The sequence below is a fragment of the Actinotignum urinale DSM 15805 genome, from assembly GCF_000420445.1.
Classification (GTDB): Bacteria; Actinomycetota; Actinomycetes; order Actinomycetales; family Actinomycetaceae; genus Actinotignum; species Actinotignum urinale.
This window is the reverse complement of the sequence record NZ_ATUY01000009.1, coordinates 68,606-89,192: the sequence shown is the minus strand read 5'-3', so window position 1 is coordinate 89,192 and position 20,587 is coordinate 68,606. Positions and strand designations below refer to the sequence as shown.

The 20,587-nt window shown below is 55.1% G+C and carries 23 protein-coding genes and 2 pseudogenes; 14 read left to right on the top strand and 11 right to left on the bottom strand.

All coding sequences use genetic code 11. The features are described 5' to 3' along the window. The 10 genes and pseudogenes from G445_RS11250 to G445_RS10255 all read left to right on the top strand — a co-directional run. On the top strand, positions 1-290 hold a 290-nt coding region (locus G445_RS11250), incomplete at its 5' end, for an IS3 family transposase (protein WP_022866857.1). A gap of 42 nt (positions 291-332) precedes the next feature. Then, the gene (locus G445_RS10265) at positions 333-2,054 is read left to right on the top strand and encodes a glycoside hydrolase family 13 protein (protein WP_022866856.1); all 1,722 of its coding nucleotides are present in this window, start codon (positions 333-335) and stop codon (positions 2,052-2,054) included. A gap of 20 nt (positions 2,055-2,074) precedes the next feature. Then, positions 2,075-3,511: a sugar porter family MFS transporter gene (locus G445_RS10260; RefSeq protein WP_022866855.1), complete on the top strand. Its 1,437-nt coding sequence runs from the start codon at positions 2,075-2,077 to the stop codon at positions 3,509-3,511. Positions 3,512-3,886: 375 nt separating this feature from the next. Further along, positions 3,887-4,213, top strand: a complete 327-nt coding sequence (locus G445_RS12085) for a phosphotransferase-like protein (protein ID WP_084676521.1) — start codon at positions 3,887-3,889, stop codon at positions 4,211-4,213. Between the two features lie 27 nt (positions 4,214-4,240). Beyond that, positions 4,241-4,444, top strand: a pseudogene (locus G445_RS11805) (lasso peptide isopeptide bond-forming cyclase); the annotation flags it as partial. 188 nt (positions 4,445-4,632) lie between these two features. Further along, positions 4,633-4,782, top strand: a pseudogene (locus tag G445_RS11985) (head-tail connector protein); the annotation flags it as partial. Positions 4,783-4,797: 15 nt separating this feature from the next. Continuing rightward, the gene (locus tag G445_RS0107115) at positions 4,798-5,130 is read left to right on the top strand and encodes a phage head completion protein (protein ID WP_022866852.1); all 333 of its coding nucleotides are present in this window, start codon (positions 4,798-4,800) and stop codon (positions 5,128-5,130) included. After that, positions 5,130-5,567, top strand: a complete 438-nt coding sequence (locus G445_RS0107110; protein ID WP_022866851.1) for an HK97-gp10 family putative phage morphogenesis protein — start codon at positions 5,130-5,132, stop codon at positions 5,565-5,567. The genes G445_RS0107115 and G445_RS0107110 overlap by 1 nt, the downstream gene beginning before the upstream one ends. Further along, positions 5,564-5,911, top strand: coding sequence for a hypothetical protein (locus G445_RS0107105; RefSeq protein WP_022866850.1), 348 nt, complete (start codon positions 5,564-5,566; stop codon positions 5,909-5,911). Before G445_RS0107110 ends, G445_RS0107105 begins: the two co-directional genes overlap by 4 nt. 12 nt (positions 5,912-5,923) lie before the next feature. Beyond that, the gene (locus G445_RS10255) at positions 5,924-6,307 is read left to right on the top strand and encodes a major tail protein (protein WP_453982992.1); all 384 of its coding nucleotides are present in this window, start codon (positions 5,924-5,926) and stop codon (positions 6,305-6,307) included. A 126-nt stretch (positions 6,308-6,433) separates the two neighbouring features. On the opposite strand, the gene G445_RS0107095 is transcribed toward G445_RS10255, so the two are convergent. The 3 genes from G445_RS0107095 to G445_RS0107075 form a co-directional block, all read right to left on the bottom strand. Next, positions 6,434-7,057, bottom strand: a complete 624-nt coding sequence (locus tag G445_RS0107095; RefSeq protein WP_022866849.1) for an alpha/beta fold hydrolase — start codon at positions 7,055-7,057, stop codon at positions 6,434-6,436. Between the two features lie 229 nt (positions 7,058-7,286). Continuing rightward, complete coding sequence (locus G445_RS11545) at positions 7,287-7,862, bottom strand: cysteine hydrolase family protein (protein WP_169511073.1); 576 nt, start codon at positions 7,860-7,862, stop codon at positions 7,287-7,289. Positions 7,863-7,964: 102 nt separating this feature from the next. Next, positions 7,965-10,094, bottom strand: a complete 2,130-nt coding sequence (locus G445_RS0107075) for a beta-glucosidase family protein (RefSeq protein WP_022866845.1) — start codon at positions 10,092-10,094, stop codon at positions 7,965-7,967. A 259-nt stretch (positions 10,095-10,353) separates the two neighbouring features. Here G445_RS0107075 and G445_RS0107070 point away from each other — a divergent pair, with 259 nt between their 5' ends. From G445_RS0107070 to G445_RS10250, 3 genes are all read left to right on the top strand, one after another. After that, positions 10,354-10,875, top strand: a complete 522-nt coding sequence (locus G445_RS0107070) for a hypothetical protein (protein ID WP_146002354.1) — start codon at positions 10,354-10,356, stop codon at positions 10,873-10,875. A 165-nt stretch (positions 10,876-11,040) separates the two neighbouring features. Continuing rightward, positions 11,041-11,895, top strand: coding sequence for a hypothetical protein (locus G445_RS0107065; protein ID WP_022866843.1), 855 nt, complete (start codon positions 11,041-11,043; stop codon positions 11,893-11,895). Positions 11,896-12,046: 151 nt separating this feature from the next. Next, positions 12,047-12,394 carry a DNA polymerase family A protein gene (locus G445_RS10250; RefSeq protein WP_022866842.1) on the top strand — a complete coding sequence of 116 codons (348 nt, stop codon included), beginning with the start codon at positions 12,047-12,049 and terminating at the stop codon, positions 12,392-12,394. Here the strand turns inward: G445_RS10250 and G445_RS0107055 are convergent. Next, positions 12,391-13,308, bottom strand: coding sequence for an Abi family protein (locus G445_RS0107055; RefSeq protein WP_040430879.1), 918 nt, complete (start codon positions 13,306-13,308; stop codon positions 12,391-12,393). The genes G445_RS10250 and G445_RS0107055 overlap by 4 nt on opposite strands. Positions 13,309-13,608: 300 nt before the next feature. After that, positions 13,609-13,803 carry a hypothetical protein gene (locus tag G445_RS11980; RefSeq protein WP_022866840.1) on the bottom strand — a complete coding sequence of 65 codons (195 nt, stop codon included), beginning with the start codon at positions 13,801-13,803 and terminating at the stop codon, positions 13,609-13,611. On the opposite strand from G445_RS11980, the gene G445_RS11240 reads away from it, so the two are divergent. Further along, entirely contained in the window at positions 13,732-13,938 is a 207-nt protein-coding gene (locus G445_RS11240; RefSeq protein WP_306718329.1) for a hypothetical protein, read from the top strand. The two genes, G445_RS11980 and G445_RS11240, sit on opposite strands and share 72 nt — an antisense overlap. A gap of 379 nt (positions 13,939-14,317) precedes the next feature. Here G445_RS11240 and G445_RS0107045 read toward each other — a convergent pair whose 3' ends face one another. The 6 genes from G445_RS0107045 to G445_RS0107020 all read right to left on the bottom strand — a co-directional run bounded on the left by G445_RS0107045 (position 14,318) and on the right by G445_RS0107020 (position 20,566). Beyond that, the gene (locus tag G445_RS0107045) at positions 14,318-15,247 is read right to left on the bottom strand and encodes a PfkB family carbohydrate kinase (protein WP_026421030.1); all 930 of its coding nucleotides are present in this window, start codon (positions 15,245-15,247) and stop codon (positions 14,318-14,320) included. Continuing rightward, positions 15,244-16,662 carry a purine-cytosine permease family protein gene (locus tag G445_RS0107040; protein ID WP_022866839.1) on the bottom strand — a complete coding sequence of 473 codons (1,419 nt, stop codon included), beginning with the start codon at positions 16,660-16,662 and terminating at the stop codon, positions 15,244-15,246. The genes G445_RS0107045 and G445_RS0107040 overlap by 4 nt, the downstream gene beginning before the upstream one ends. Then, positions 16,662-17,684, bottom strand: a complete 1,023-nt coding sequence (locus G445_RS10240) for an ADP-ribosylglycohydrolase family protein (protein WP_022866838.1) — start codon at positions 17,682-17,684, stop codon at positions 16,662-16,664. Before G445_RS10240 ends, G445_RS0107040 begins: the two co-directional genes overlap by 1 nt. 370 nt (positions 17,685-18,054) lie before the next feature. Then, positions 18,055-18,285: an MFS transporter gene (locus tag G445_RS11975; protein ID WP_026421029.1), complete on the bottom strand. Its 231-nt coding sequence runs from the start codon at positions 18,283-18,285 to the stop codon at positions 18,055-18,057. Further along, positions 18,272-18,559 (bottom strand): MFS transporter, encoded by a 288-nt coding sequence (locus tag G445_RS11970; RefSeq protein WP_026421028.1) that lies wholly within the window; start codon positions 18,557-18,559, stop codon positions 18,272-18,274. The genes G445_RS11975 and G445_RS11970 overlap by 14 nt, the downstream gene beginning before the upstream one ends. A gap of 189 nt (positions 18,560-18,748) precedes the next feature. Beyond that, positions 18,749-20,566 (bottom strand): alpha/beta hydrolase, encoded by a 1,818-nt coding sequence (locus tag G445_RS0107020; protein ID WP_022866836.1) that lies wholly within the window; start codon positions 20,564-20,566, stop codon positions 18,749-18,751. Between the last annotated feature and the right edge of the window lie 21 nt (positions 20,567-20,587).

The window sequence follows — 20,587 nt, the reverse complement described above, 5'->3', positions numbered from 1 at the left end:
CAAGCATTAAATACAGTGAACGCCTGGCAACAGCCGGTATCAAATCATCGACCGGAACTGTTGGTGATTCTTACGATAACGCCCTAGCAGAAACCGTAAATGGTTTATACAAGACCGAGTTGATCTACTCTCGCGCCTGGCGCTCGTGTAGCGAGGTCGAGTGGGCAACCCTGAACTGGGTGTACTGGTGGAACAACCACCGCCTCCACGAATCCCTAGGCTACGCTACCCCAGAGGAGATTATCGCAAGCTATAATCAACACCGGGTCAGTCAACTGACCCCCGTATAAGAAGCGGAACAAAACCCAGTACGCTTCAGGTCGAGATCGACTGTGTACCAGGTCTATCTGCGATCGTTCGCCGATGCGGACGGCGACGGTTTCGGCGATCTCGACGGCCTGCGCTCGCGCCTCTCGCACATCCGCGACCTCGGGGCGGACATCATCTGGGTGACGCCGTTCTACCGCTCCCCGCAGCGGGACAACGGGTACGACATCGCCGACTACGACGCGATCGATCCGATCGCCGGCGATGACACCTCCTTCGATGCGCTGGTGCACGAAGCCCACGACCTCGGTCTGAAGATCATGATCGACGTGGTCCTGAACCACACCTCCGACCAGCACCCGTGGTTCCGTTCGGCCCTTGAGGGCCCCGACAGCCCACACCGGGATTGGTACATCTGGCGCCCCAGCCGACCGGGATTCGGCCCGGGCGAATCCGGGGCCGAGCCGACCAACTGGCTCGGCTTCTTCGCCGAGCCGACCTGGACCTACGACGAGACCAGCGACGAGTACTACCTCCACCTCTTCGCGCGCCAGCAGCCCGACTTGAACTGGGAGAACCCCGAGGTCCGCGCGGCGCTGTTCGCGATGCTCCGTCGATGGGTGGACCGTGGCGTCGATGGCTTCCGTATGGACGTGATCAACCTGATCTCCAAGCGCTATCCGCTCTCGGATGTCCCCGCCACCAACGGCATCTACGGAGACGGGACGCCAGAGTTCGCGAACGGGCCCCGGCTTCTCGACTATCTTCGCGAGATGAAACGCGAGGTGCTCGACTACGCCGAGGAGCGCAACGGCCGCCCGCTGATCACGGTCGGTGAGATGCCTGCGGCGACGATCGAGGTCGCACAGTCGGTGACCGGTGGAGACAGCCCTCTGCTCGACATGATCTTCACCTTCGAGCACATGAACTTCGACCACGCTCCGGGATGGATCGGCCGTTACTGCCCTCGGCCCGCCGACCTCCCGGAGCTCAAGGAGATCCTTGCCCGATGGCAGGAAGGACTCGCGCCGTCCGGATGGAACAGTCTCTACTTCGGCAACCACGATCAGGCGCGGATCCTCTCACGTCTGGGCAGTACGTCGGCGATCCACCGCGAGGACTCCGCGAAGACGCTCGCCACAGTCCTGCACCTGCACCGCGGGACGCCCTACCTCTACCAGGGCGATGAGATCGGCATGGCAAATTATCCGTTCACCTCGTTCGCCGAGTTTGCCGATGTGGACGCACGGAACTCCTGGGCCACTGTCGCCGCCCAGGGCGGTGACCTCGATGAGCTCCTACGGGGACTGCAGCAGAACGGACGGGACAACGCCCGCACCCCGATGCAGTGGGACAGCTCCGACACCGCCGGCTTCACGACCGGCACCCCATGGTTCCCGGTAAACCCCGATCACCGCACGGTCAACGTCACCGCCCAGGCGGGAGTGCCCGGTTCGGTCATGGAGCACGTCAAGACGCTGATCTCACTGCGTAAGCGGCACGACATCGTCACTGAGGGGACCTTCACCCTGCTGGCGGCTCGACATCCTTCATGCTGGGCCTTCGTGCGTGAACTCAAGGGCGAGCGGTGGCTCGTTGTCGCGAACCTCTCGGACACGACCGTGGACCTCGCCGAGGTCCTCGGGCAGAGCGCGCCAGGTGCCGAGGACACCATGATCCTCGGCACCTCTCCCTCGGCCGAGCCGACGTCGCCTCTGCAGCCGTGGGAATCCCGGATCCTCCGCAGCTCGCGGTCCGATCTCGCGTCGACGCCGGCGATCTCCTGACCCACCTAAGTAAGGACCTCATGATGACATCACCCTCTGCACCTCGCCCGGCCCCCGCGTCCACCGCGGGAGGCCCCGGACTCGTCTCGATCGCCTGCACGGCGGCTCTCGGCTTCTTTCTCTTCGGCTACGACACCGCGGTGATCAACGGCGGCATCGATGCCCTCTCCGACCACTTCGGCCTGAGCACCGGCATGAGGGGTTTCGCCGTCTCCTCCGCGCTGCTGGGCTGCGTCGTCGGTGCCTGGTTCGCAGGCTCTCTCGCGAACCGCTTCGGGCGTACCCGACTGATGGTGGTCGCCGCGATCCTCTTCCTCATCTCGGCGATCGGTAGCGCGACTGCTTTCGGGACCATCGACTTCATCCTCTGGAGGATCATCGGAGGCATCGGCGTCGGGAACGCATCCGTCATCGCCCCCACCTACATCGCCGAAGTGGCACCGGCTCGGTCGCGTGGGAAACTCTCCTCTTTGCAAGGCCTCGCGGGGGTCGTCGGCATCGCTGCAGCACTCTTCGTGAATGCGGCGATGGCCTGGACCGCCGGCGGTGCCGCCGAGAACCTCTGGCTGGGGATCCCCGCCTGGCGATGGATGTTTGTCGCCGAGGCGCTGCCCGCCCTCGTGTACGGGGTGTTCGCACTGCGGGTTCCCGAATCTCCGCGATTCCTGGTCGCCATAGGTCGAGAAGCGGACGCTGCGCAAATCCTGCGCCGGGTCGGAGCGGCCGATGACATCCCCGAGACCATCGAGAGGATCAGAAGGTCGCTGGGCGACACCCGCCGGATGCGGCTCAGCGACCTTCGAGGTGCGGCGCTCGGGCTGCAACCGATCGTGTGGGTCGGGATCCTGGTGGCGGTTGCCCAGCAGTTCGTCGGCATCAACGTCATCTTCTACTACTCGACGACTCTCTGGCGCTCGGTGGGCTTCGACGAGTCCAACGCCCTGGGCGTCACGGCGATCACCTCACTCATCAATATCGGATCCACCGTCCTCTCCCTGCTGATCATCGACAGGGTCGGACGGCGCCGACTGCTCATCGTCGGAGCACTCGGAATGGCGGCAACACTCGGGGCCATGGCGATCGCGTTCTCCCAGGCCGTCACCGCAGATGGCGCGGTGGTGCTGCCCGAGCCCTGGGGGATCATCGCTCTGGTGGCCTCTCTGCTCTTCGTCGCCTTCTTCGGCACCACCTGGGGATCGGTGATGTGGGTGCTCCTGGGCGAGATGTTCCCCAATCGGATCCGAGGCGCAGCGATGAGCGTGGCCACCGCCGTCAACTGGATCGCGAACTTCCTGGTCTCGGCCACGTTCCCGGTGCTGGCAGCCCTCTCGTTGTCCGTGGCGTATGGGTTCTACGCGGTCAGCGCCCTGGTGGCGTTCTTCCTGGTGCGTCGTTTCGTCCGGGAGACCTCAGGAGTCGAGATCGAGGACATGCGCAGCAGCGTTGCTGCGGAGTGAGAGGCGGATCCCGGCTCCACGGCGTGCCGACCCGGGTTGCGGCCCCCGAAGCCGTGGGATGCCAGATACCTACTCCCATGACCGCGACGCTCTCCCCGATGAAGCTGCTGGACCGCCAGTACAACTCGGCGACGCCCGACCGACGAGTCCGCTCATTGGCATGAGAGTGGGTTCCGTGTGCCGTCTGCCAACGACCAGGTCGTCATCGGCAGACGGCTCACACCGGTCTCGGATTGAACCAACTCGGCGCACCGCGAAATGACACCCGAGCACCGCGCCCCATGGCTGCGCCCTCCATATCACCGCTGGGCACCGGCCTCCGGCCCCCACGGACCCTCAAAACGTCCTGACAGAGGCTGACAACATTCGCGCGGTATGAAAGAACTACCGCCAAACTGGTCCGCGGACGCCGATCATCGCGGGAGTCATCACCAAAGCCGAGGACATGGAGCGCTACGAACAGTGCTTCGAGCTCCACACCTTCGGATTGTGCCCCTCACAGCGTCGTTGGAGGTGGCAGAACATCGACTGCGCGGCCGGTACACCCTGAGCCGGCACCGCGCCTTGACCTGGCACCTCGGCGACCACGAGCAACTAGCGCGAGAACTCCATCAGCTCTCTTCGTACGACCTCGTCGTCGACACAGACCACAGCACGCCAGCAGAGGTCGCCGCGCTCGTCTCCGAGGAGTTCGCCCCGTAGCTGCACGGGTGAGCCACGGGACATCAGTTTAAAAGTAAGAGCGACACCGAGGTTATCCTTCACGGATACGAAGAGTGGGGTAAGGGAATACTGCAGCATCTGCGGGGAATGTTCGCGTTCGTTATTTGGGATAAGCAGAAGCAGGAATTGTTTGGGGCGCGAGACCACTTTGGGATCAAGCCTTTTTATTACGCTCAAATGAACGGTATCTTCTTTTATGCTTCCGAAATTAAGGCGATGCTACCTCACCCACAGTTCGTGAAAGAACTAAACCCGGACGCGTTAAAACCGTATATGACTTTCCAGTACCCGGCGATTAATGAAACTTTCTTTAAAGGTGTGTTCAAGCTTAAAGAGGGTCACTGTTTTACTTATGGTCACGGGAAAATGCAGATTGAACGCTACTATGATCCTGATTCCGGCAAGGCATTATCATGCTCGCCACCCATTTCTACGAATCCAGGGATGGAGCAACCGCCGGGTTTTGGGCAGATAAAACCGCTGCTGCCCGCGCCGTGTGGAACGCAGTCAACACCCTGCTTCGTCTGGATCGGGACTGGAAAATCTAAAGAAAGGCGCGCCTTGTGGCAACGCTAGGCAAAATGAGCGAGCACATCGACCTGATACAACCTGTAGTGGTTAAGGACGCTGCCGGGTTCGCCACGACTGGTGACGAGGTTATAGCTTCGGTGCGCGCATATATGGAAGTGCGGCACGCAAGTGGTGCGTGGGTCAACCGCGCCGCCTACACCAAAGCAGACCTGTTATTTAGGATCCGATCAATACCCGGCATAAAAATAACCGAGGCGATGCAAATCAGCTCCGCACATGGCAGGTACGTTATTGATGCTGTCGAATACCTCGGCCGCTATGTCGAGATTTTGGCTCACCGCACCGAAGCAGAAGGAGCACCCTGATGGCTAGAGTACAAATCAAGCTTCCCAACGATTTCATTGACGCACTCGACTCAGCCAGCAGCCTCATTGATAACTCCGCTGAGCAAGTACTTAAAGCCGGGGCTAATATCGTGGAGCCGCGTATGCGCTCTAACCTTTCTGCAGCAATCGGTTCGAATACAAAACAGCCCTCCCGCTCTACCGGTCAGCTCGCCAAAGCGCTAGGAACCGCGCCAGTAAAAGTCAATAGCCGCGGAGACTACAACGTCAAAGTTGGTTTCGCCGAAAACCGAGACGATGGTAGAGCTAACGCACTAATCGCTAACGTTCTAGAACACGGACGCTCCAACCAGCCCGCTAGACCCTTCCTAGCCCCCACGCGTTCACAAACCAAGCGAGCCGCAATCACCGCAATGAAACAAACCCTCGCCGCGCGAATCCAGCAGGTGAAACCATGAGCGGGCTTTTAGAAAACCTAAGCCACATCGCTAAACAACTTGAGCTCGCCTATGCAGTCAGCTGCTACACCGATTCCCCAGCCCCAGACACGTATCTAGTCTTCACCCCGTTAACAGATTCTTTCGAGATCTTCGCCGACAACACCCCAGGCGTCGAAATAGAACAAGCCCGAATCAGCCTGTTCACGAAAACCAACTACTTAGCTCTAAGAGACCAGATCACGAAAGCTCTAATTAGCGCTCGCCTGGTTATTACAGGCAGGCACTATATCGGATACGAGGACGATACCGGCTACCACCATTATTCAATCGACATCGCCACCTACCATTCTTACAACCTATAAAGGAGAAACACCATGGCAACCATTGGTTTAGACAAGCTCTACTACGCGAGCATTAGCGAAGATCCCACTAGCGGTGAGGAAACCTATGCCATCCCTAAACCGCTGGCCAAAGCTATCAGTGCTGAACTCTCCGTCGAGGTCGCTGAAGCGATCCTGTATGCCGATGACGGGGCATCCGAGATTGTCAAGGAATTCAAATCTGGAACGCACACTCTTGGGGTTGATGATCTGGGGGCAGAGGCGGCAGCTGCCTTAACTGGTGCGAGAATGGACGCTAACGGGGTACTTATCAGCACTTCTGAGGATGGTGGCACACCCGTGGAAAGCCGAAGTCACCGAAGGAGCGGTCGGCGTCAAGCCAGAAACCATTACTGGCTGGTACACCCAGGTGTATGAGCCTGCCACTACAAGCAACACTAAACCGACAAACAACTAGAAAAGCAGGAAAGCCATGACAGCAAAACCCATACCAGCCAGGCCGAAACGCATCTGGTTTATTGACGATATTATTCCTGCTGGGGTTTAGCGGGCTAAATGTTTAGTGAGATAACAGGCGAATAGCTGAGGATGGGCGACGTGCCACTGGTGCCCTGCCCCTTGGATAACCTCTAGGTGAGCCGTGGGGATAAGGCTTGAGATTCTGCGGGCAGCAGGCAGATTTACTTTATCTTTACTACCGCAAACCACAGTTACGGGCATCGATAAAGCTGCTAGCTGCGAAGTGAGGTCTAAATCTTTCAAACTATCGAGCACTCCCAGCAGCTCAGGTTTGCTAAGACGTGGCGGACAGACCCATTTTGTTGGTAAAACTCGCATTAGTGTCTTTTGCAGATTCATCAACATTTTTGGGAGTTTAGCTTGCGGAGCTGAAACAAACAGTGAAGACACCTTATCTGGATGGGTGATCGCGATATTTAAAGCAATCACTGCACCCAACGATAGCCCGACCAGGTGAACTGGTTCGGTCAGCGAGTCAGCAATCTGGGTACATACGTCTTCAAGCGACCAGCAAGCCAGCGACTGTTTCATTCTCAAAATGTCTAGAGCTATGCACTCGGTTTGTGGAAGTTGTTTTATTACCGGGTTCCAAACATCACAGGTTTCACCCAACCCGTGCAAGAACACTACTTTTTGGGCATCGTTCATTTACGCAACGCGAAAAAACCTACGACCAGGCTAGTTATCAGAAAACCAGCAGTATTTCCGATAGCGGTGACCGGCGAAATCACGTGCGTGAACCCGAAAACAGCAAAACAGATAGCTGCAATTAATAGCCCAACAGCTATCAACATCAACCAGTTACGCACTCGCGCATTACTCTTTCCCATATTCGCCCTTTCCCCTTTTACGTGTTCGTTCACTGATTATCTCATAACTATTTTAAGAGGTAAACGCTCATGGCTGACTCAAGTTTTGGTTTGAAGATTGGCCTTGAGGGTGAGCTTAAAGAGAATAATTCTGCTCTTTCCAAGTTTGCCGATGAGGCTGACGGTGCGGGTGATGACGCGAAAACTGTTGCTAAGGACACCGGACACCTAGAAAATGCTGTAGATGAGCTGGGTTCGCAGATGGACGGTACCAGTTCGAAGACCCGCTTTTTTTGGTGATGTGCGAAGCCCGAATAGGCGGCCTCGTATTCGCCCTTGTAAAAGACCTCGTCAACCGCAGATACGTCGATCTGGGAACCGAAGTCAGCGCCCGTGGTACCCTTCACGCAGTGCGGGGGCCAGGAGTCCACGAAATCCGGGTTATCCGAGAAGTGCGTGCCCGGGTCGATGTGCCAGTCTTTGGTGGCCACGATGTAGGCGTAGTCATTGCCATGCTCGCGCACATAATCCGCGACGGCGGAGGTAGCAACATTGCCCATCTTAGTGCCGAGCGATCCGCCGGGAAGATAATCGTTCTGCAGATTAACCAACACCAAAACCGAAGAATCACGAGAGGTAGTCATAACAGTCATTCTAGACAACCGCGTTGTTATTAAAAGCGGAGCAGATCTCCCGGAAACATAAAAGGAGGAGCACCCGAAGGTGCTCCTCCGATTAACGCGAGCTTAGCGCGTGATGGTTTCGGTGAACGGAGTGTCCTCGCTCGAGGTGCCCACGTAAACCTTGTATTCGCCATCGCGGATAACGAAATCGTGCTTGGCGTTGCACCAGACACCGAACGGGTGGTTGGTGGCGGCCGGGTCAATGACGATGGACGCGGTCTTGCTCTCGCCGGGCTCAAGCTCAACCTTAGCGAAACCAACCAGACGCTTCGGCGGCTGACCGTCCTCGGGGATGCCCAGGTAGACCTGGACGACCTCAGCGCCAGCGCGATCGCCGGTGTTGGTCACCTTGGCGGTCACGGTGACGGGGGCGTCGGTGAGCTTCTTCGTGTCTACCGCAACATCGCTGAGCTCGAAGGTGGTGTAGGACAGGCCGTGTCCGAAAGCGAACAGCGGCTTGATGCCCTGCGACTGCCACCAGCGGTAGCCCATATTCAAGCCCTCGGAGTAGCGAATGACCGGGTAGCCGGCATCCTCTTCCACGCCTGGGTGGCGCTCCGGATGGTTGTAGTAAATGGTGTCCTCTTCGCGAGCCGGGTAGGTGGTCGGAACCTTGCCGGACGGGTTGATGCGACCGAAGAGAAGATCTGCGACGACGTGGCCGTCCTCGGTGCCCTGGTTCCAAACCTCAAGAATAGTCGGGGCCTTGTCCTGCCAAGGCATGAGCACGGGAGCGGAGTCCTTCATCACAACGACGGTCTTGTTGTTGAGGCCAAGCAGCTCGTCGAGCATCTTGTTCTGGTCGTTGAACATGTTGGCGTTCTTCATGTCGGCGCCCTCGGTGGCCACCAGGCCAGCCATCAGAACAACCAGATCGGCTTCCTTGGCGACCGCCTTGGCTTCGTCCAGGTTGGACAGGTCGTTGGCAACGACAACCAGGTTGACCTTGGCGTCCGAGCCCATCTCCTTGAGCACGTCCTCCATGCCCGGAGCCGGGTCTACGGTGTACAGCGGGTCGACCTTGGACGAACCGCCACCGCCCTGGCAAGCCTGGCCTGCGAACGTCTGCTGACCGATGATTGCGATGGTGCCCTTCGGCTCGGTGACCGGAAGCAGACCGTCGTCGTTGCGCAGCAACACGGCCATCTGGGAGCCGAGCTCGCGGGAGATCTGGCCGTTCTTCTTGGCGTCGATCTCGCCTGGGTTGTACGGCTTACCGAACTGGTTGAAACGGAACATCTGCGTGTAGCGGCGGATCAGCGCGCGGTCGATGGTCTTCTCTTCAAGAGAGGTGTCCTGCAGCGCGGCCTTGATGTTCTCTTCGTTCAGCCACTTGGCGTCCGGCATCTCGTGGTCAAGGCCGGCATTAAGCGAGGGTGCCGCAGAGCGGGTCGACCAGAAGTCGGACTGGACGTAGCCGTCGAAGCCCCACTCATCACGCAAAATCGTGGTCAGCGAGTAGTAGTACTCGGTGGCGTAGACGCCGCGGATGCGGTTGTAGGCGCTCATGACGGAGGCGACCTTGCTGTCCTTAACCACCATCTCGAACGGCAACAGATAGAGCTCGCGGAATACGTTCTCGTCAACCTCAATGTTGTGGCGGAAACGCTCGTCCTCCTGATCGTTGAGCACGTAGTGCTTAACCATCGCGATGATGTCGTGGCTCTGGATGGCCTTCGTTACCTCAATGCCCATCACACCTGACAGGTAGGGGTCTTCGGAGAAGTACTCGAAGTTGCGGCCCGCGATGCTGGTGCGGTGCAGGTTAACCGCTGGCCCCTCCAGCACGTGCTGGCCGAGAGTTGCGGTCTCCTCACCGATCACGTCGCCGTACTTGTAGGCGAGCTCGGTATCGAAGGACGCGGCAACGCCGATGGTCATTGGCAGGGCAGTGGCGGGCGGGCTTGGGGTGCCGTCGCCCATGCCTACGCCGACGGGCCCGTTGGTGATGCGGAACCGTGGGATACCCAGCTCCTCAATGCCCTTGACATGGCGCTCCAACCGAATCTGGGCGACAAGTTGCTCCATCTCTTCGGCCGTCTCGCCCTGGTTGACCAAGTCATAGATATTGATAGTTTTCATCGCGCCATGAAGTTGGGCGATCTTCTGTTCTAGCGTCATTGCTTCTACCAGCAACTCAGCCCGTTCGCGCGGTGATTTAGAGGCGTCGAACCAAGGATGTTTTGTACTCATACCGAAAGACTACCAAGGGTGACTTTGGCGGCACTCGAAATGTTCTTGGATGAGACTAGACGTCGTTGAGCTAACAGCTTATTTTTTGGGACGGAGGAGCCTTAGCGTGACTATATTCTTTTGCTATATAAAACTGCGTTTTCCTTTACCCACGAAAGCGAGTGGAATTCTAGTTATGCGAAGTGGAACCAAGCTGATCGCGTTAATAACTGCAATACTGCTATCGATAAGCATGGCTGCTTGCTCGGGAAATGAGACTGTGCAGACTCGCGTTTATCACGGATACAAAAAGATTCTGGAAAAGCCCGATCAGATAGATTTCGGTGGCGAGATTGATCCAGACATGGGCAAAATCAGCTATGAATTGGTTTATTTTGGCTCTGAAGAAGCTCCCAAGCTGCTAGTGATGGCGCCCACCCGGCAAAATGTTAATACCAAACTGGTGAAGGTGTATTCCTTTGACGTAACCTCAAATTCGATCGTCGACCCAGGAGAAAGCCTAGTAGTTGGTAGGGACGAGGACGGCAGGCAGCTAGGGGCGATATCGGTTAAGGATGACAGCTCGGCCCTGGTCTACCGTGCGTCGTCACCGGAAGAAAAATCTGCATCAACAGAATTGATCACTTTCGGCGACGGCAAATTGCAGAAGGATCTTGAGTGGAGCGGTGAGATTTCAGAGACCCCTAAGGCTACCGAAGAGCAGCAGCTCAGATTCAGCCAACTGGATGATGACCAAAAATTAGTTAAATACTCCAAGAATGAACTTCCGTCTAACACCTAGATAGCAGCGTTTAACGACGGCCAACTGAAAAAAATTCGCGCTAAAGTCCAACAAGCCTATTCTGAGGTTATTGAAAACCCTGCAGAATATTTCTCTGATAACGACGCAGTTCGAGGGCCTTTCAAGTATTCGCTCGTTTATCTCAACGGGCTGGACGTTCCCGCGATGCTGCTTAGTGGCCAGCTGGACGCTAGTTCCGAAGAAAACAAGGTGTTTCTCTTTGACGAAGAGGCGGACAAGGTATTTGAAGTCAATAGCCCATGGCAGCTGCCCACTGGGATCGGAGATGGGCCACTGCTTTTCCTCACCGCTTTCCTAAATGGAGACGGCCTAATTCATACCTATTTTTCTAGCGGCACGGGCGAGTCCACTATTACAAGACTGTTCCTGTCCGGCAGCGAGTTTAAAGAAGAAACCATCTGGAAAGGACTCATCTATTCAGCGCCCAAGTGGAAAACACTCACGCCATTCTTTTTAGACGTTTCTTCTGCTGATTTCCTGGATGCCTATCTTGAAGGAAAACTGCCCACCAACGAAGCTATCGATGACTTCGCGGCACAATTTAAAGACGAGCCGCAGCAAGAAGACCGGCAAAAAGAGAGCCCAAAGCCAACCGACAGTAGGGTTTCGGATGCCAAGGCGGCCGGCAAAACAGTCGTCTCCGGCACGGTGCTCCAGATGAATACCGTGGAGCTGTTGGATCTGCAGTTTAGACAAGGTGTTCTGAGCGAGACTGAGAAGCAGGGTTACTACATGCAAGAGAAAGCGGGATCTGGCCTTGGGAAGACTTATTACGTGCTGAAATTTGATCAGCCACAAGATATTACTTGTCGCCACAGCGGTGACACCAGCGTTCGTACTAATAAGTCGGGTAGAACGCTGCTCAGCCTTCCTGACGATGCCGCAAATTACGTCGGGAAACATGCGCACGTGATTGTCAATCAGTGCTACTGGCAAAGCGATTTTTCATTGCCTTTAATGGAACCTAGGGGATCCGAGGTAGCGATTATTCCGGGCTAACCCGCACATCGCCCAGCTCTGGGCAGACGTTGAAGAAGCAACCATCGCTGCGATCACCTCGCGCCAGCCGATCCGGCTACGGAATCTGCGCTTTAGCGTTGAGTCCTGGATTCTCTTCATCGAACTGCCCTCGGGCAGGAGATTAGCGTATGTGCAGCAGCGTTTAGGTGAGAACAGGTGGGGCGGCACCTCCATCACCTACACCGGAACCACCACGGCGCGGCGCTGGGGGCAGTTAGAAACCTACGGCGGGAAGTTGGTCGAGAATATCGTGCATGCGATCGCTCGTGATCTGGTTGTCACGGGCATGCACGCAGTCGCTAAGGTCGGGCATCGGATTGCGATGCATGTCCATGATGAGATCGTTATCGACGAGCCCACAGATTCGGGCTTCACCGTGACCCAGGCATGCCAACTCATGTGCGTTTTACCTGGTTGGGCTGTCGGCCTGCCCCTCGCTGCTGACGGCTACGAATGCGAATTTTACCGCAAGGACTAGGGAACCCAGAGTGCTAGTTCTTGCCAGTTCTCGGGAGCTCCAGTGCGAGAGAGTGGAACAATGGGATTGTGTGGATAGGTGTTGAACAACCGTGTTAATCGGTCAGCTTGGGACAAGCCCAGTTGATGATGTAAATACTGGATCATCGAGAGTTGACCGAATACGCGGTTCATTCTGTTAGCCACCGGAGTCAGCTTTGGATCGTTGTTCAGTTTGGGCTTGATGTCGTAGACGCGGTTGAACATTCTCGCGTGGTGAGCCGCGTAGTTACGCAGGATATTTAAGGATTTCAGCCATGACTCTAGCTGGGGTCCAGTGAGCCCACACGGCTCGGCAATCCGTTTACGCACAATATTGGGAGACATGCCATACAGGTAGGACAACATTCCCCAATCCATGACTTCAACGGCTGCCCAGATCGGCAAAGTCCCTCCATATTTGGAATTATGATGGGCGACGAAATCCTCCTTCGACGCTTTCAGCGCCGATTGATACTTTCCTATCCACACCTCATGCACGCTACGCCCGTCTTTGTTTCGCTGCCGTGCCCGGGCGCTCAAACGTTGAGGATCCAAATAGATCAACGGATCAAGGCGACCTAGTTCGTGACCGAGCTTGGTTCGAATAGCCAGCTCCACGCGATCAAGCTCGATGAACACGCTGTGGCGCAATCGTTCGTCAAACCCATAGAGGGCTACCACCAGATCAAACGATGCTCCGTCAACGAATTCATCTCGAGCAATGCCGTCGCCTTGGGAGAAACGGCGCATCGGATACCAATATCCGGATAAACGGTAGTAATTTAGCTGCGCTAACAACTTCTCGGCGTGCTCTGAGTTATCAATTTGCATCCCACGCTGGCCAAGCAATTCGACCTGCTCCTTGTAGGTCTTGAACAGTTTCATCTGTTCCACGCGCTCACCTTTGTCTAAAGCGAAGACCGGCCCTGGACTCCCACCGAAGCGGGCAGCGGAACCGGTCATGTTGTCTATAAGGCTACCTGGTTGATGACACCGAAGCAAGAGAGATTGATAGTTTTTCCACACAGAGCACCCGACAAGTTCTTCTATGAGCCGTCCGGATTAGGTGGTGCTCGAGGGCGTATGTGCGAGAGCCCCAAAGCTCAGTGACCACAAACCCGCCTAGGGAGTTAACTCCTTGAAGGTTTACGTCCTACCATCGAGAGCTTCTCGCATCAACCGGTGCACATTCGTCTATTTGGCTCTCAGAACAGAAGTCTTGTTATGGGCAACACCATCCAAACCTTTACCAACGATGCCTTCGGAGTCATCCGCACCATCACCAACGACGGCCAGACGCTGTTTTGTGGCAAGGACGTGGCCACCGTGCTCGGCTACACCAACACAAAGGATACCTTGACACGTCACTGCAAGGGGTTCGTGAATCACTACCCCCTTCAGACCATATGCGTCTGCGGGGGGCGCCGAGGTGATGCGCCTGAGGTTGGTTTTGCCTCACGGACGCGTACCTGTGCGCAGACGCTAAAAAGTCTTACAGGCGCTAAAATGTTTACAGTACCGTAGGTAAAGGCTTTCCCTTCCTTGAAAATACTAACGCCCCTATATTTAAATCCCAGCCAAATTCTTTAGCGTTTACAATCAGAAACCCATCTACCCCCGGGAAACTTCTGCGTATCTACAATACTGTATGGAGTGACAGTGTTGAATAGTTTAATAGCTTCATCAAGAGTATTGGTATCGGGCACTCCTTTACGGCTGTCATGCCACTTGACATGATCAGGTGAAACCGAGAGATCTGATCGGTACTTAACCCAAATGTGCCTAATATTTGCTTAAAATTATTAGATTCGTCATTTTACGACCATTTTGGTAAGAAAATTAGCGACACGCTGATAGTACATTTTCCGAATTTTGAAAATCCACACTGCGTATGCTTGCTAATTTACGCTATCGGCTCGCCGGCTAGCACCAGGTTAATTTCCTCCTTCTGCGGAGCAGTATTCGGCCCCGGACGGGAAATCATGATTGCCGCCGCCGCATTTCCGCGCCGAACGGCCTCCACCAAGTCGTGCCCCTCCCCGAGCGCCGCCATCATTACCCCCACGTGGGTATCGCCAGCGCCATTGGTATCACGCACCACGGTCGGGAAGGTCGGCACCGCTACCACTTCCCCCGCTCCGGTAATTACCACTGCGGGATTGTTGCCGGCGCGCACCACCACAGCAGCGTCTTTCTTGAGCAATTTCTTAATTGCAGCTGCATTAGCGACATCGGAACCGGATTCTCCCAGAATTTCCGCTTCGCGCTCGTTGCAAGACCAAATATCGGCGCGCACAAGTAGTGGCGCGTAAAGCTCTCGTGGCAATTCTGAAATCAACGGCGAAGGATCTACCACCACCGGAATATCTTCTGGAATCTCCGCTAGCCATTTGGCCAAGGCGACCGCATTAGATTCCGTGGCCAAGCTATAGCCAGAGACATAGATCAAATCACCCGGCTCTAGCTGGATTGCAGATAAGTGTTTGTAGCCAAAATCGCCTTCTACGCCGAGTGTAGTTACGAAGGTGCGTTCTGCAAAATCATCTACGAATGCCACACAGTAACCGTTATCAGCATCAGGTACGCGCGGAAAAATAGAGGAAATACCGTCCTTTTCCAGCGCCTGCCCAATAATATCGGCGAATGGTCCCGTACCGACTAGCCCGCAGTACACTACTTTCATGCCGTAGCGAGCCGCTCCCAGCATGGAGTTGAGACCGCCACCCGCCACCAGCTCCGTACTGTTGGCGATTACGTCCCCACCCGGCTCTGGCATTTTCGGCAGCCGAATCACCTGATCTACGATCACGCTGCCCGTATTGATCATTCTCATTCTTTTACACCTGCGCCTTTAGCTCCACCCAATGCTAGATAGAGCAAGCCAGAAACCAGCAAGGCTACCAGCCACTCCAGCCCCTGCTGGGTAATAAAGGAATCGGGAAGCGCGAATTTGAATAGATAGCCGGCACCCAAAGCCACCAGCCACGAGGCCAGCACGCGCACTTCAAAGCCGCCTTTGTACCAGTAGGCAGAGCGGGAAGTAATATCCAATAAATCGTCAGAACGATAGGTGGTGCGCTTAATCATATCTACCAAGAACACCCCCAACCAGGCAGTGAGCGGAATTGCCAACAAGGTGATGAACCCGATGAAAGCATCGTAGAAACTTTCAAAGAAAAACAAGAATACCATCGAACCAACTAAGCTGACCATTAAATCAGCAGCCACGGCAACGATGCGGCGAACTTTCAAGCCCAAGGTCAATAAGGTTAAACCGGAAGAGTATACCGAGATATTGTTAGAAAGCAGTAGCCCAGCAAAGGCAGAGATCAGGAAGGGGATTGACATCCAGGCTGGCAGCAGAGCCGGAATCGAAGCCAGCGGGTTACCGGCGTCAAACTCCGGATTGGTGATAGCAATCAGTGAACCAGTGCCAATCATAATAATCAGCGGAATACCAGCGCCGGCTGCACAGGTTAGAATCAAAGTCGCCGGAGAAACTTTCTTGGATTGGTAGCGCCCAATATCTGCGCCCGAGTTAGCCCAGGCAATACCGGTGGCAGAAGCGACCACGCTGATACCCATTAGTACCGTACCCCAAGAGCCAGCTTCCGCGCTCAACACCATACCCCAATCCACTTTCGCCACTATGAAGCCAACTACAACTAGGGTGAGCACACCGAAAATGTAGGTGGCCCACTTTTGGAATACAGCAAGCATCTGATGTCCTACTCCAGATACCGTCAAAGTGAGCGCGAGGAATAGGAGTACTGCCACAATTGCAATCCACGGATGACTATGCGGAGTGAGCTCCGAACCCACAATGACGGTACCGATAGAAATTGCCGCAAAGGCCGCCGTCACAGTATTTACCGTCTCCCAACCCCAGCGGGAAAGAATAGCTACAAAGGTGGGAAGATAGTTACCGCGAGTGCCGAAGGCGGCACGCGAAAGCGTCAAAGTGGGTGCACCGCCCCGCTGGCCGGTGATTGATACGATACCCACGATAGCGAAAGAGGCTACCGCTCCCACTGCTCCGGCGATTAGCGCCTGCCAGAAATTTAGCTCTCCAGCTACTACCCAGATTCCCAATGGGATACCTAGAATGGAGATATTTCCAGCAAACCAAATCCAAAATAGTTCGGCTGGTCCGCTGGTCTGTTCCGAGGCAGGAATTGGTTCAATTCCCCGATCTTCAACTTCGAGTAATGAACGCCAACCTTCGGCGGGCGTTTCCGTATTAGACATTATTTCTCCTTAGAAATTCGCAGCGATACTAGATTTGTTGCAGTTTGTACTATCGGTAATGAATTTAAAGTAGTGACTAGTTCTAATGATTCAGGCGGAATCTTGGCAGAGTCGCCGCAAGCGCCGAGAATTGCTCCGGCCATTGCACCCACCGTATCAGTATCTCCGCCGGCGTTTGCCGCCAACAAGAGTATTTCGTTGGCGCTGACGTCTAGAGCGCACAAAGCCGCTACGGCCGGAATTGACTCATGCGAAGCATAGGAAGTGCAGATTTGGTGGAACAGCGTATCTAAAATTTCCTCACGCGAAGTGCATTTTTTGAGGAGCTGGATAGCCCACCGAGAACGTAAATAAATATCGGGAGCACATACCTGATTGCCAAAGGTGGCAGCTTCTCGCGCTAAGTCGAGCCCAATCTCCAACGCCTCCTGTCGAGAGGCACCCGCGATTCCAGCGCTCACTGCTCCAGCCACCAGCATCGCCCCTTGCAATGCCACATTAGTATTGTGGGTGACTTGCGAAGCCTGCACAACCGCCGCTATAAACCGTTGCCGATCGGCAAGATCGAAGGCTATCCCCACCGGGGATATGCGCATTGCCGCGCCGTTCGTGGTGCCGTATTTTCCCGTTTCGCTGGGGGGCACGCCATCTTCTAAAGCGGAGATAGCCCGCTTAGTAGAGGGGCCAAGCAGATCGAGAGAGCCGCGCGCAATCATATCTTTTTCCCACTCCAACAGCCCGTGGGCGAATTCCAGCGGTGGTACTGCGCCGTGTTCTATCAAAATTTTCGCCAGTATAAAGGTCTGTTCGGTATCATCAGTAACCATGCCCGCAGGGGCACCATGCGCTATTTCTTGCGCTGGCCCCGCAGCCACCAAAGTATCCACAAACCCATACTCAGCTTCAATGGCTTGCCGAGTGAGGTCTTGTGTTGGCATACCCAGCGCATCGGCATAGGCAGTAGTTTGCAAGCAAAGCTGGGCGCGAGCCAGTTTTTCTTTTTGGGTGGTTATATCTTTCATCCCTCGCCCCTTTCTTTCTGGGGATTAAATACATTGAGGAATCGGAAATGATCTGGGTCGAGCAGACTAGTCACTTGCTCCGCTAAAAAGTTATGCGAAGTCAACGCACCCCACCCCTTTCGCAGACTCCACGTTACCACACGTCTGGGCAGGGACAGATTACACAGGGCACTTTGAAGATTAAACACGCGGTAGCTGCGGCATATCATCGCCGAAACTCTTATGGTTATTGCTCACCCTGTTTCACCTAGTGATAAGCCTAGTGGCAATGGCTCAATGTGAAAAAGCTCGATGTTATACGCGGCTAAGCTTGGGCAAGGTATTAAGGTATCTAGATCGCGGTATTCGATAATGCACCCTAAGAAAGCCGTCACTTTCGCTGTCCAAGATTCTTGGGGTAGATTACCCGAAACATTCCGACTGCGCCCCACAAAAGCAGAGGCCGCCGGCCGACCTTATCAATAACAGACATGCCAATGAGCGTCATAATAATGCCGATAATCGAGGTGAGAACGGGAATAAAGACAGTCAAATCTCCCTCGAAACCGACGGTTGTCCACAGATCTGTTGCATAGAGCAACACATTATTAATGCCTGTCATTTGAATGAGGAACGCGAAGGCCAAAGCAACCCACACAACAGGCTTCAACCCGCGTTTTGGAATCCAGCAAGTCCGAGAACCTCGGCTTGTGGTCGGACAAGGAAGCCTTAATATCCTCAATCATGAGCTTGAGTTCTATTGTTGTTCCGACGCTTCGGAGAACAGTTTCTGCCTCCTCGTACTTTCCAATCTGGACCAAATACCTGGGCGACTCCGGCAAGAACAGGACAAAGAAACCGTAGAGGATCGCGGGAACAACTTCAGTAATGAACATTCAGCGCCATGTGTGGAGTCCGAACCAGGCGACTTCGTTGGCGCCTCCGGTGATTTTTACGAAAATGAAGTTGCTGATGAAGGCGCCGAAATACCCACACCGATGGCGAGCTGTTGGAGGGTTCCGAGGCGACCATGTAAAGAAACCCTCTTTGCATAGCGCTTATCTAAAAAAACTCTTTGCGTGACATTACGAAAAATCTGCAGCGATAAAACTTTCAATTAAAGCACGAACCGCCCTCCATGTGCGAGTCCCCTGAAGCGTAAGCGCCCCGTGGAATGTTCCGGCAAGCATATGAAGTTCCACCGGAACGCCGGCATCAGCCAAATCGACAGCTAGTCGCATACCTTCGTCGCGCAAAGGATCATTGGGATTAACGATAATCATTGTTGGTGGCATCTTTTCCATGACTTCCCTGCTGGGAACATACGGGATTGTGGCACCACCCGTTGAACAACACCTCTCGCCACCGCGTTCAGCATCGGAATCTTTATCGCCACAACACGTATCGTGGCGTTCCGCTTCATCGTTCCCACCACAACACGCACCCGCACCATGATGCTCCCCCAAAAGATAGTGCTCCCACGCATGTGTTGACGCCTCTTTTGTCCAAATCGGGCCGTCCGCGAAGGTGCTAAACGACAGGGTATCCATAGTGTTTTCCAGGCAGGGTTCGAGCAAAATCAGCCGTCGAATCCCCACCTCTATTCCACGCCGAGCCAAGATTTCGGTAGCCTGGCGCGCTAGCCCCGCCCCCGCGGAATCGCCGTAGACGTAGAGCGGCAAATCCGGGAAACGCTTCTTCACGTACAGAATTGCCTCAACGCAATCCTCGGCTCCCTCTGGGAAGGGATGCTCCGGCGCCAAACCGTAATCGGGTGAAGCGACGAGCGCCCCACCAAAAACCCCGGTCAAAATACTGTTGTACGGATCGTCGTAAGATGCCTTTCCGGCAACATATCCGCCTCCGTGAATAGATACGACGACGCAGCTCGGATCTTTCCCTTCCTCCGCCAAAAGGCGAAGCTCGCAGGGGTATTCCCGCCCAATATCAACGGTTTCCACGTGGATTCCGGGCGCTGCCGTGACGTTGGCGAGTAATTCCTCGCCACCTTCCCGCATTTTCTGGACATCATCTGTGGTTTGAACGGGTGTTGCTGCGATAACGTCTCGTAGTTCTGATGCGATATAGGGTTCGCTGTTCGTGGCGTTGCGGTTTTCGTCGATAAAACGGTCCACAATAGCATAGAACTGTGCGCTTTGGTCGCGGCGAACTGTATGTGTGGCGTCGGGAATTAATGCGGTGTGTAAATACGGATTGCCGAGGGCTTCAACTTCTTCGCATCCGGCTTGGCCGAACAACACGTCCGCCTGGTCACCCGTCACAATAAGCGTGGGGACGCGCAACTGCGCCAGGACATCACGTCCCACGACACCCACACGTCCGGTTGCAACAAAAGCGCGATCCACCTGGGTTTTACCCTGTGCCCACGGTCCGTATTCGGAATGTGGCCACGTCTTGTAGGTTTTCATGAGCGTCACGATGGCTTCGCCAATATTCGATGTGACTTTTTCTAGATGACTCACTAATTCGGATGCGACACTGGCGTAAAGCTTTGCCTGTTCGGGTGTCAGGAGTGCGGGATCTTCAAGAATAAGACATTCCACAAGCTCGGGATAATTGCGGGCAAAATATGCTGAAATGGCGCCACCCATGGAATGCCCCATGAGAACTATTTTGCGATTCGGCGCGCTACGGGCACAATCCAATATTCGCGGGTGCATAGCTTGAAGAACCGCCTCAAAAGGAGACGTTAAATCTTCGGGGTTGAAGTGGGAAGACAATCCGTGCCCGAGAGAATCGAGAAGAAATACTTTCCAGGACGTATTGTAATGGGTGGCAATGTCGCTTAACGATGCGCCGTTATCGGTTACCCCGTGAAGGGCAACGATACAACCACTCGTGGGCGTACCCGAAACGGAATACGCTATGTTATGGGAGCTCATCGGCTTACCTGACTTTGGTTT

Bases quoted from the DNA above. Each gene is read 5' to 3' on its own strand.
- G445_RS12085 (WP_084676521.1), top strand. From the start codon at position 3,887: ATGAAAGAACTACCGCCAAACTGGTCCGCGGACGCCGATCATCGCGGG.
- G445_RS10255 (WP_453982992.1), top strand. From the start codon at position 5,924: ATGGCAACCATTGGTTTAGACAAGCTCTACTACGCGAGCATTAGCGAA.
- G445_RS0107045 (WP_026421030.1), bottom strand. From the start codon at position 15,247: ATGAGAATGATCAATACGGGCAGCGTGATCGTAGATCAGGTGATTCGG.
- G445_RS0107095 (WP_022866849.1), bottom strand. From the start codon at position 7,057: ATGAACGATGCCCAAAAAGTAGTGTTCTTGCACGGGTTGGGTGAAACC.
- G445_RS10240 (WP_022866838.1), bottom strand. From the start codon at position 17,684: ATGAAAGATATAACCACCCAAAAAGAAAAACTGGCTCGCGCCCAGCTT.
- G445_RS10260 (WP_022866855.1), top strand. From the start codon at position 2,075: ATGATGACATCACCCTCTGCACCTCGCCCGGCCCCCGCGTCCACCGCG.
- G445_RS0107105 (WP_022866850.1), top strand. From the start codon at position 5,564: ATGAGCGGGCTTTTAGAAAACCTAAGCCACATCGCTAAACAACTTGAG.
- G445_RS0107075 (WP_022866845.1), bottom strand. From the start codon at position 10,094: ATGAGTACAAAACATCCTTGGTTCGACGCCTCTAAATCACCGCGCGAA.
- G445_RS0107110 (WP_022866851.1), top strand. From the start codon at position 5,130: ATGGCTAGAGTACAAATCAAGCTTCCCAACGATTTCATTGACGCACTC.
- G445_RS11975 (WP_026421029.1), bottom strand. From the start codon at position 18,285: ATGACAGGCATTAATAATGTGTTGCTCTATGCAACAGATCTGTGGACA.
- G445_RS11970 (WP_026421028.1), bottom strand. From the start codon at position 18,559: ATGTTCATTACTGAAGTTGTTCCCGCGATCCTCTACGGTTTCTTTGTC.
- G445_RS11545 (WP_169511073.1), bottom strand. From the start codon at position 7,862: ATGACTACCTCTCGTGATTCTTCGGTTTTGGTGTTGGTTAATCTGCAG.
- G445_RS0107065 (WP_022866843.1), top strand. From the start codon at position 11,041: ATGCTGCTTAGTGGCCAGCTGGACGCTAGTTCCGAAGAAAACAAGGTG.
- G445_RS0107020 (WP_022866836.1), bottom strand. From the start codon at position 20,566: ATGAGCTCCCATAACATAGCGTATTCCGTTTCGGGTACGCCCACGAGT.
- G445_RS0107040 (WP_022866839.1), bottom strand. From the start codon at position 16,662: ATGTCTAATACGGAAACGCCCGCCGAAGGTTGGCGTTCATTACTCGAA.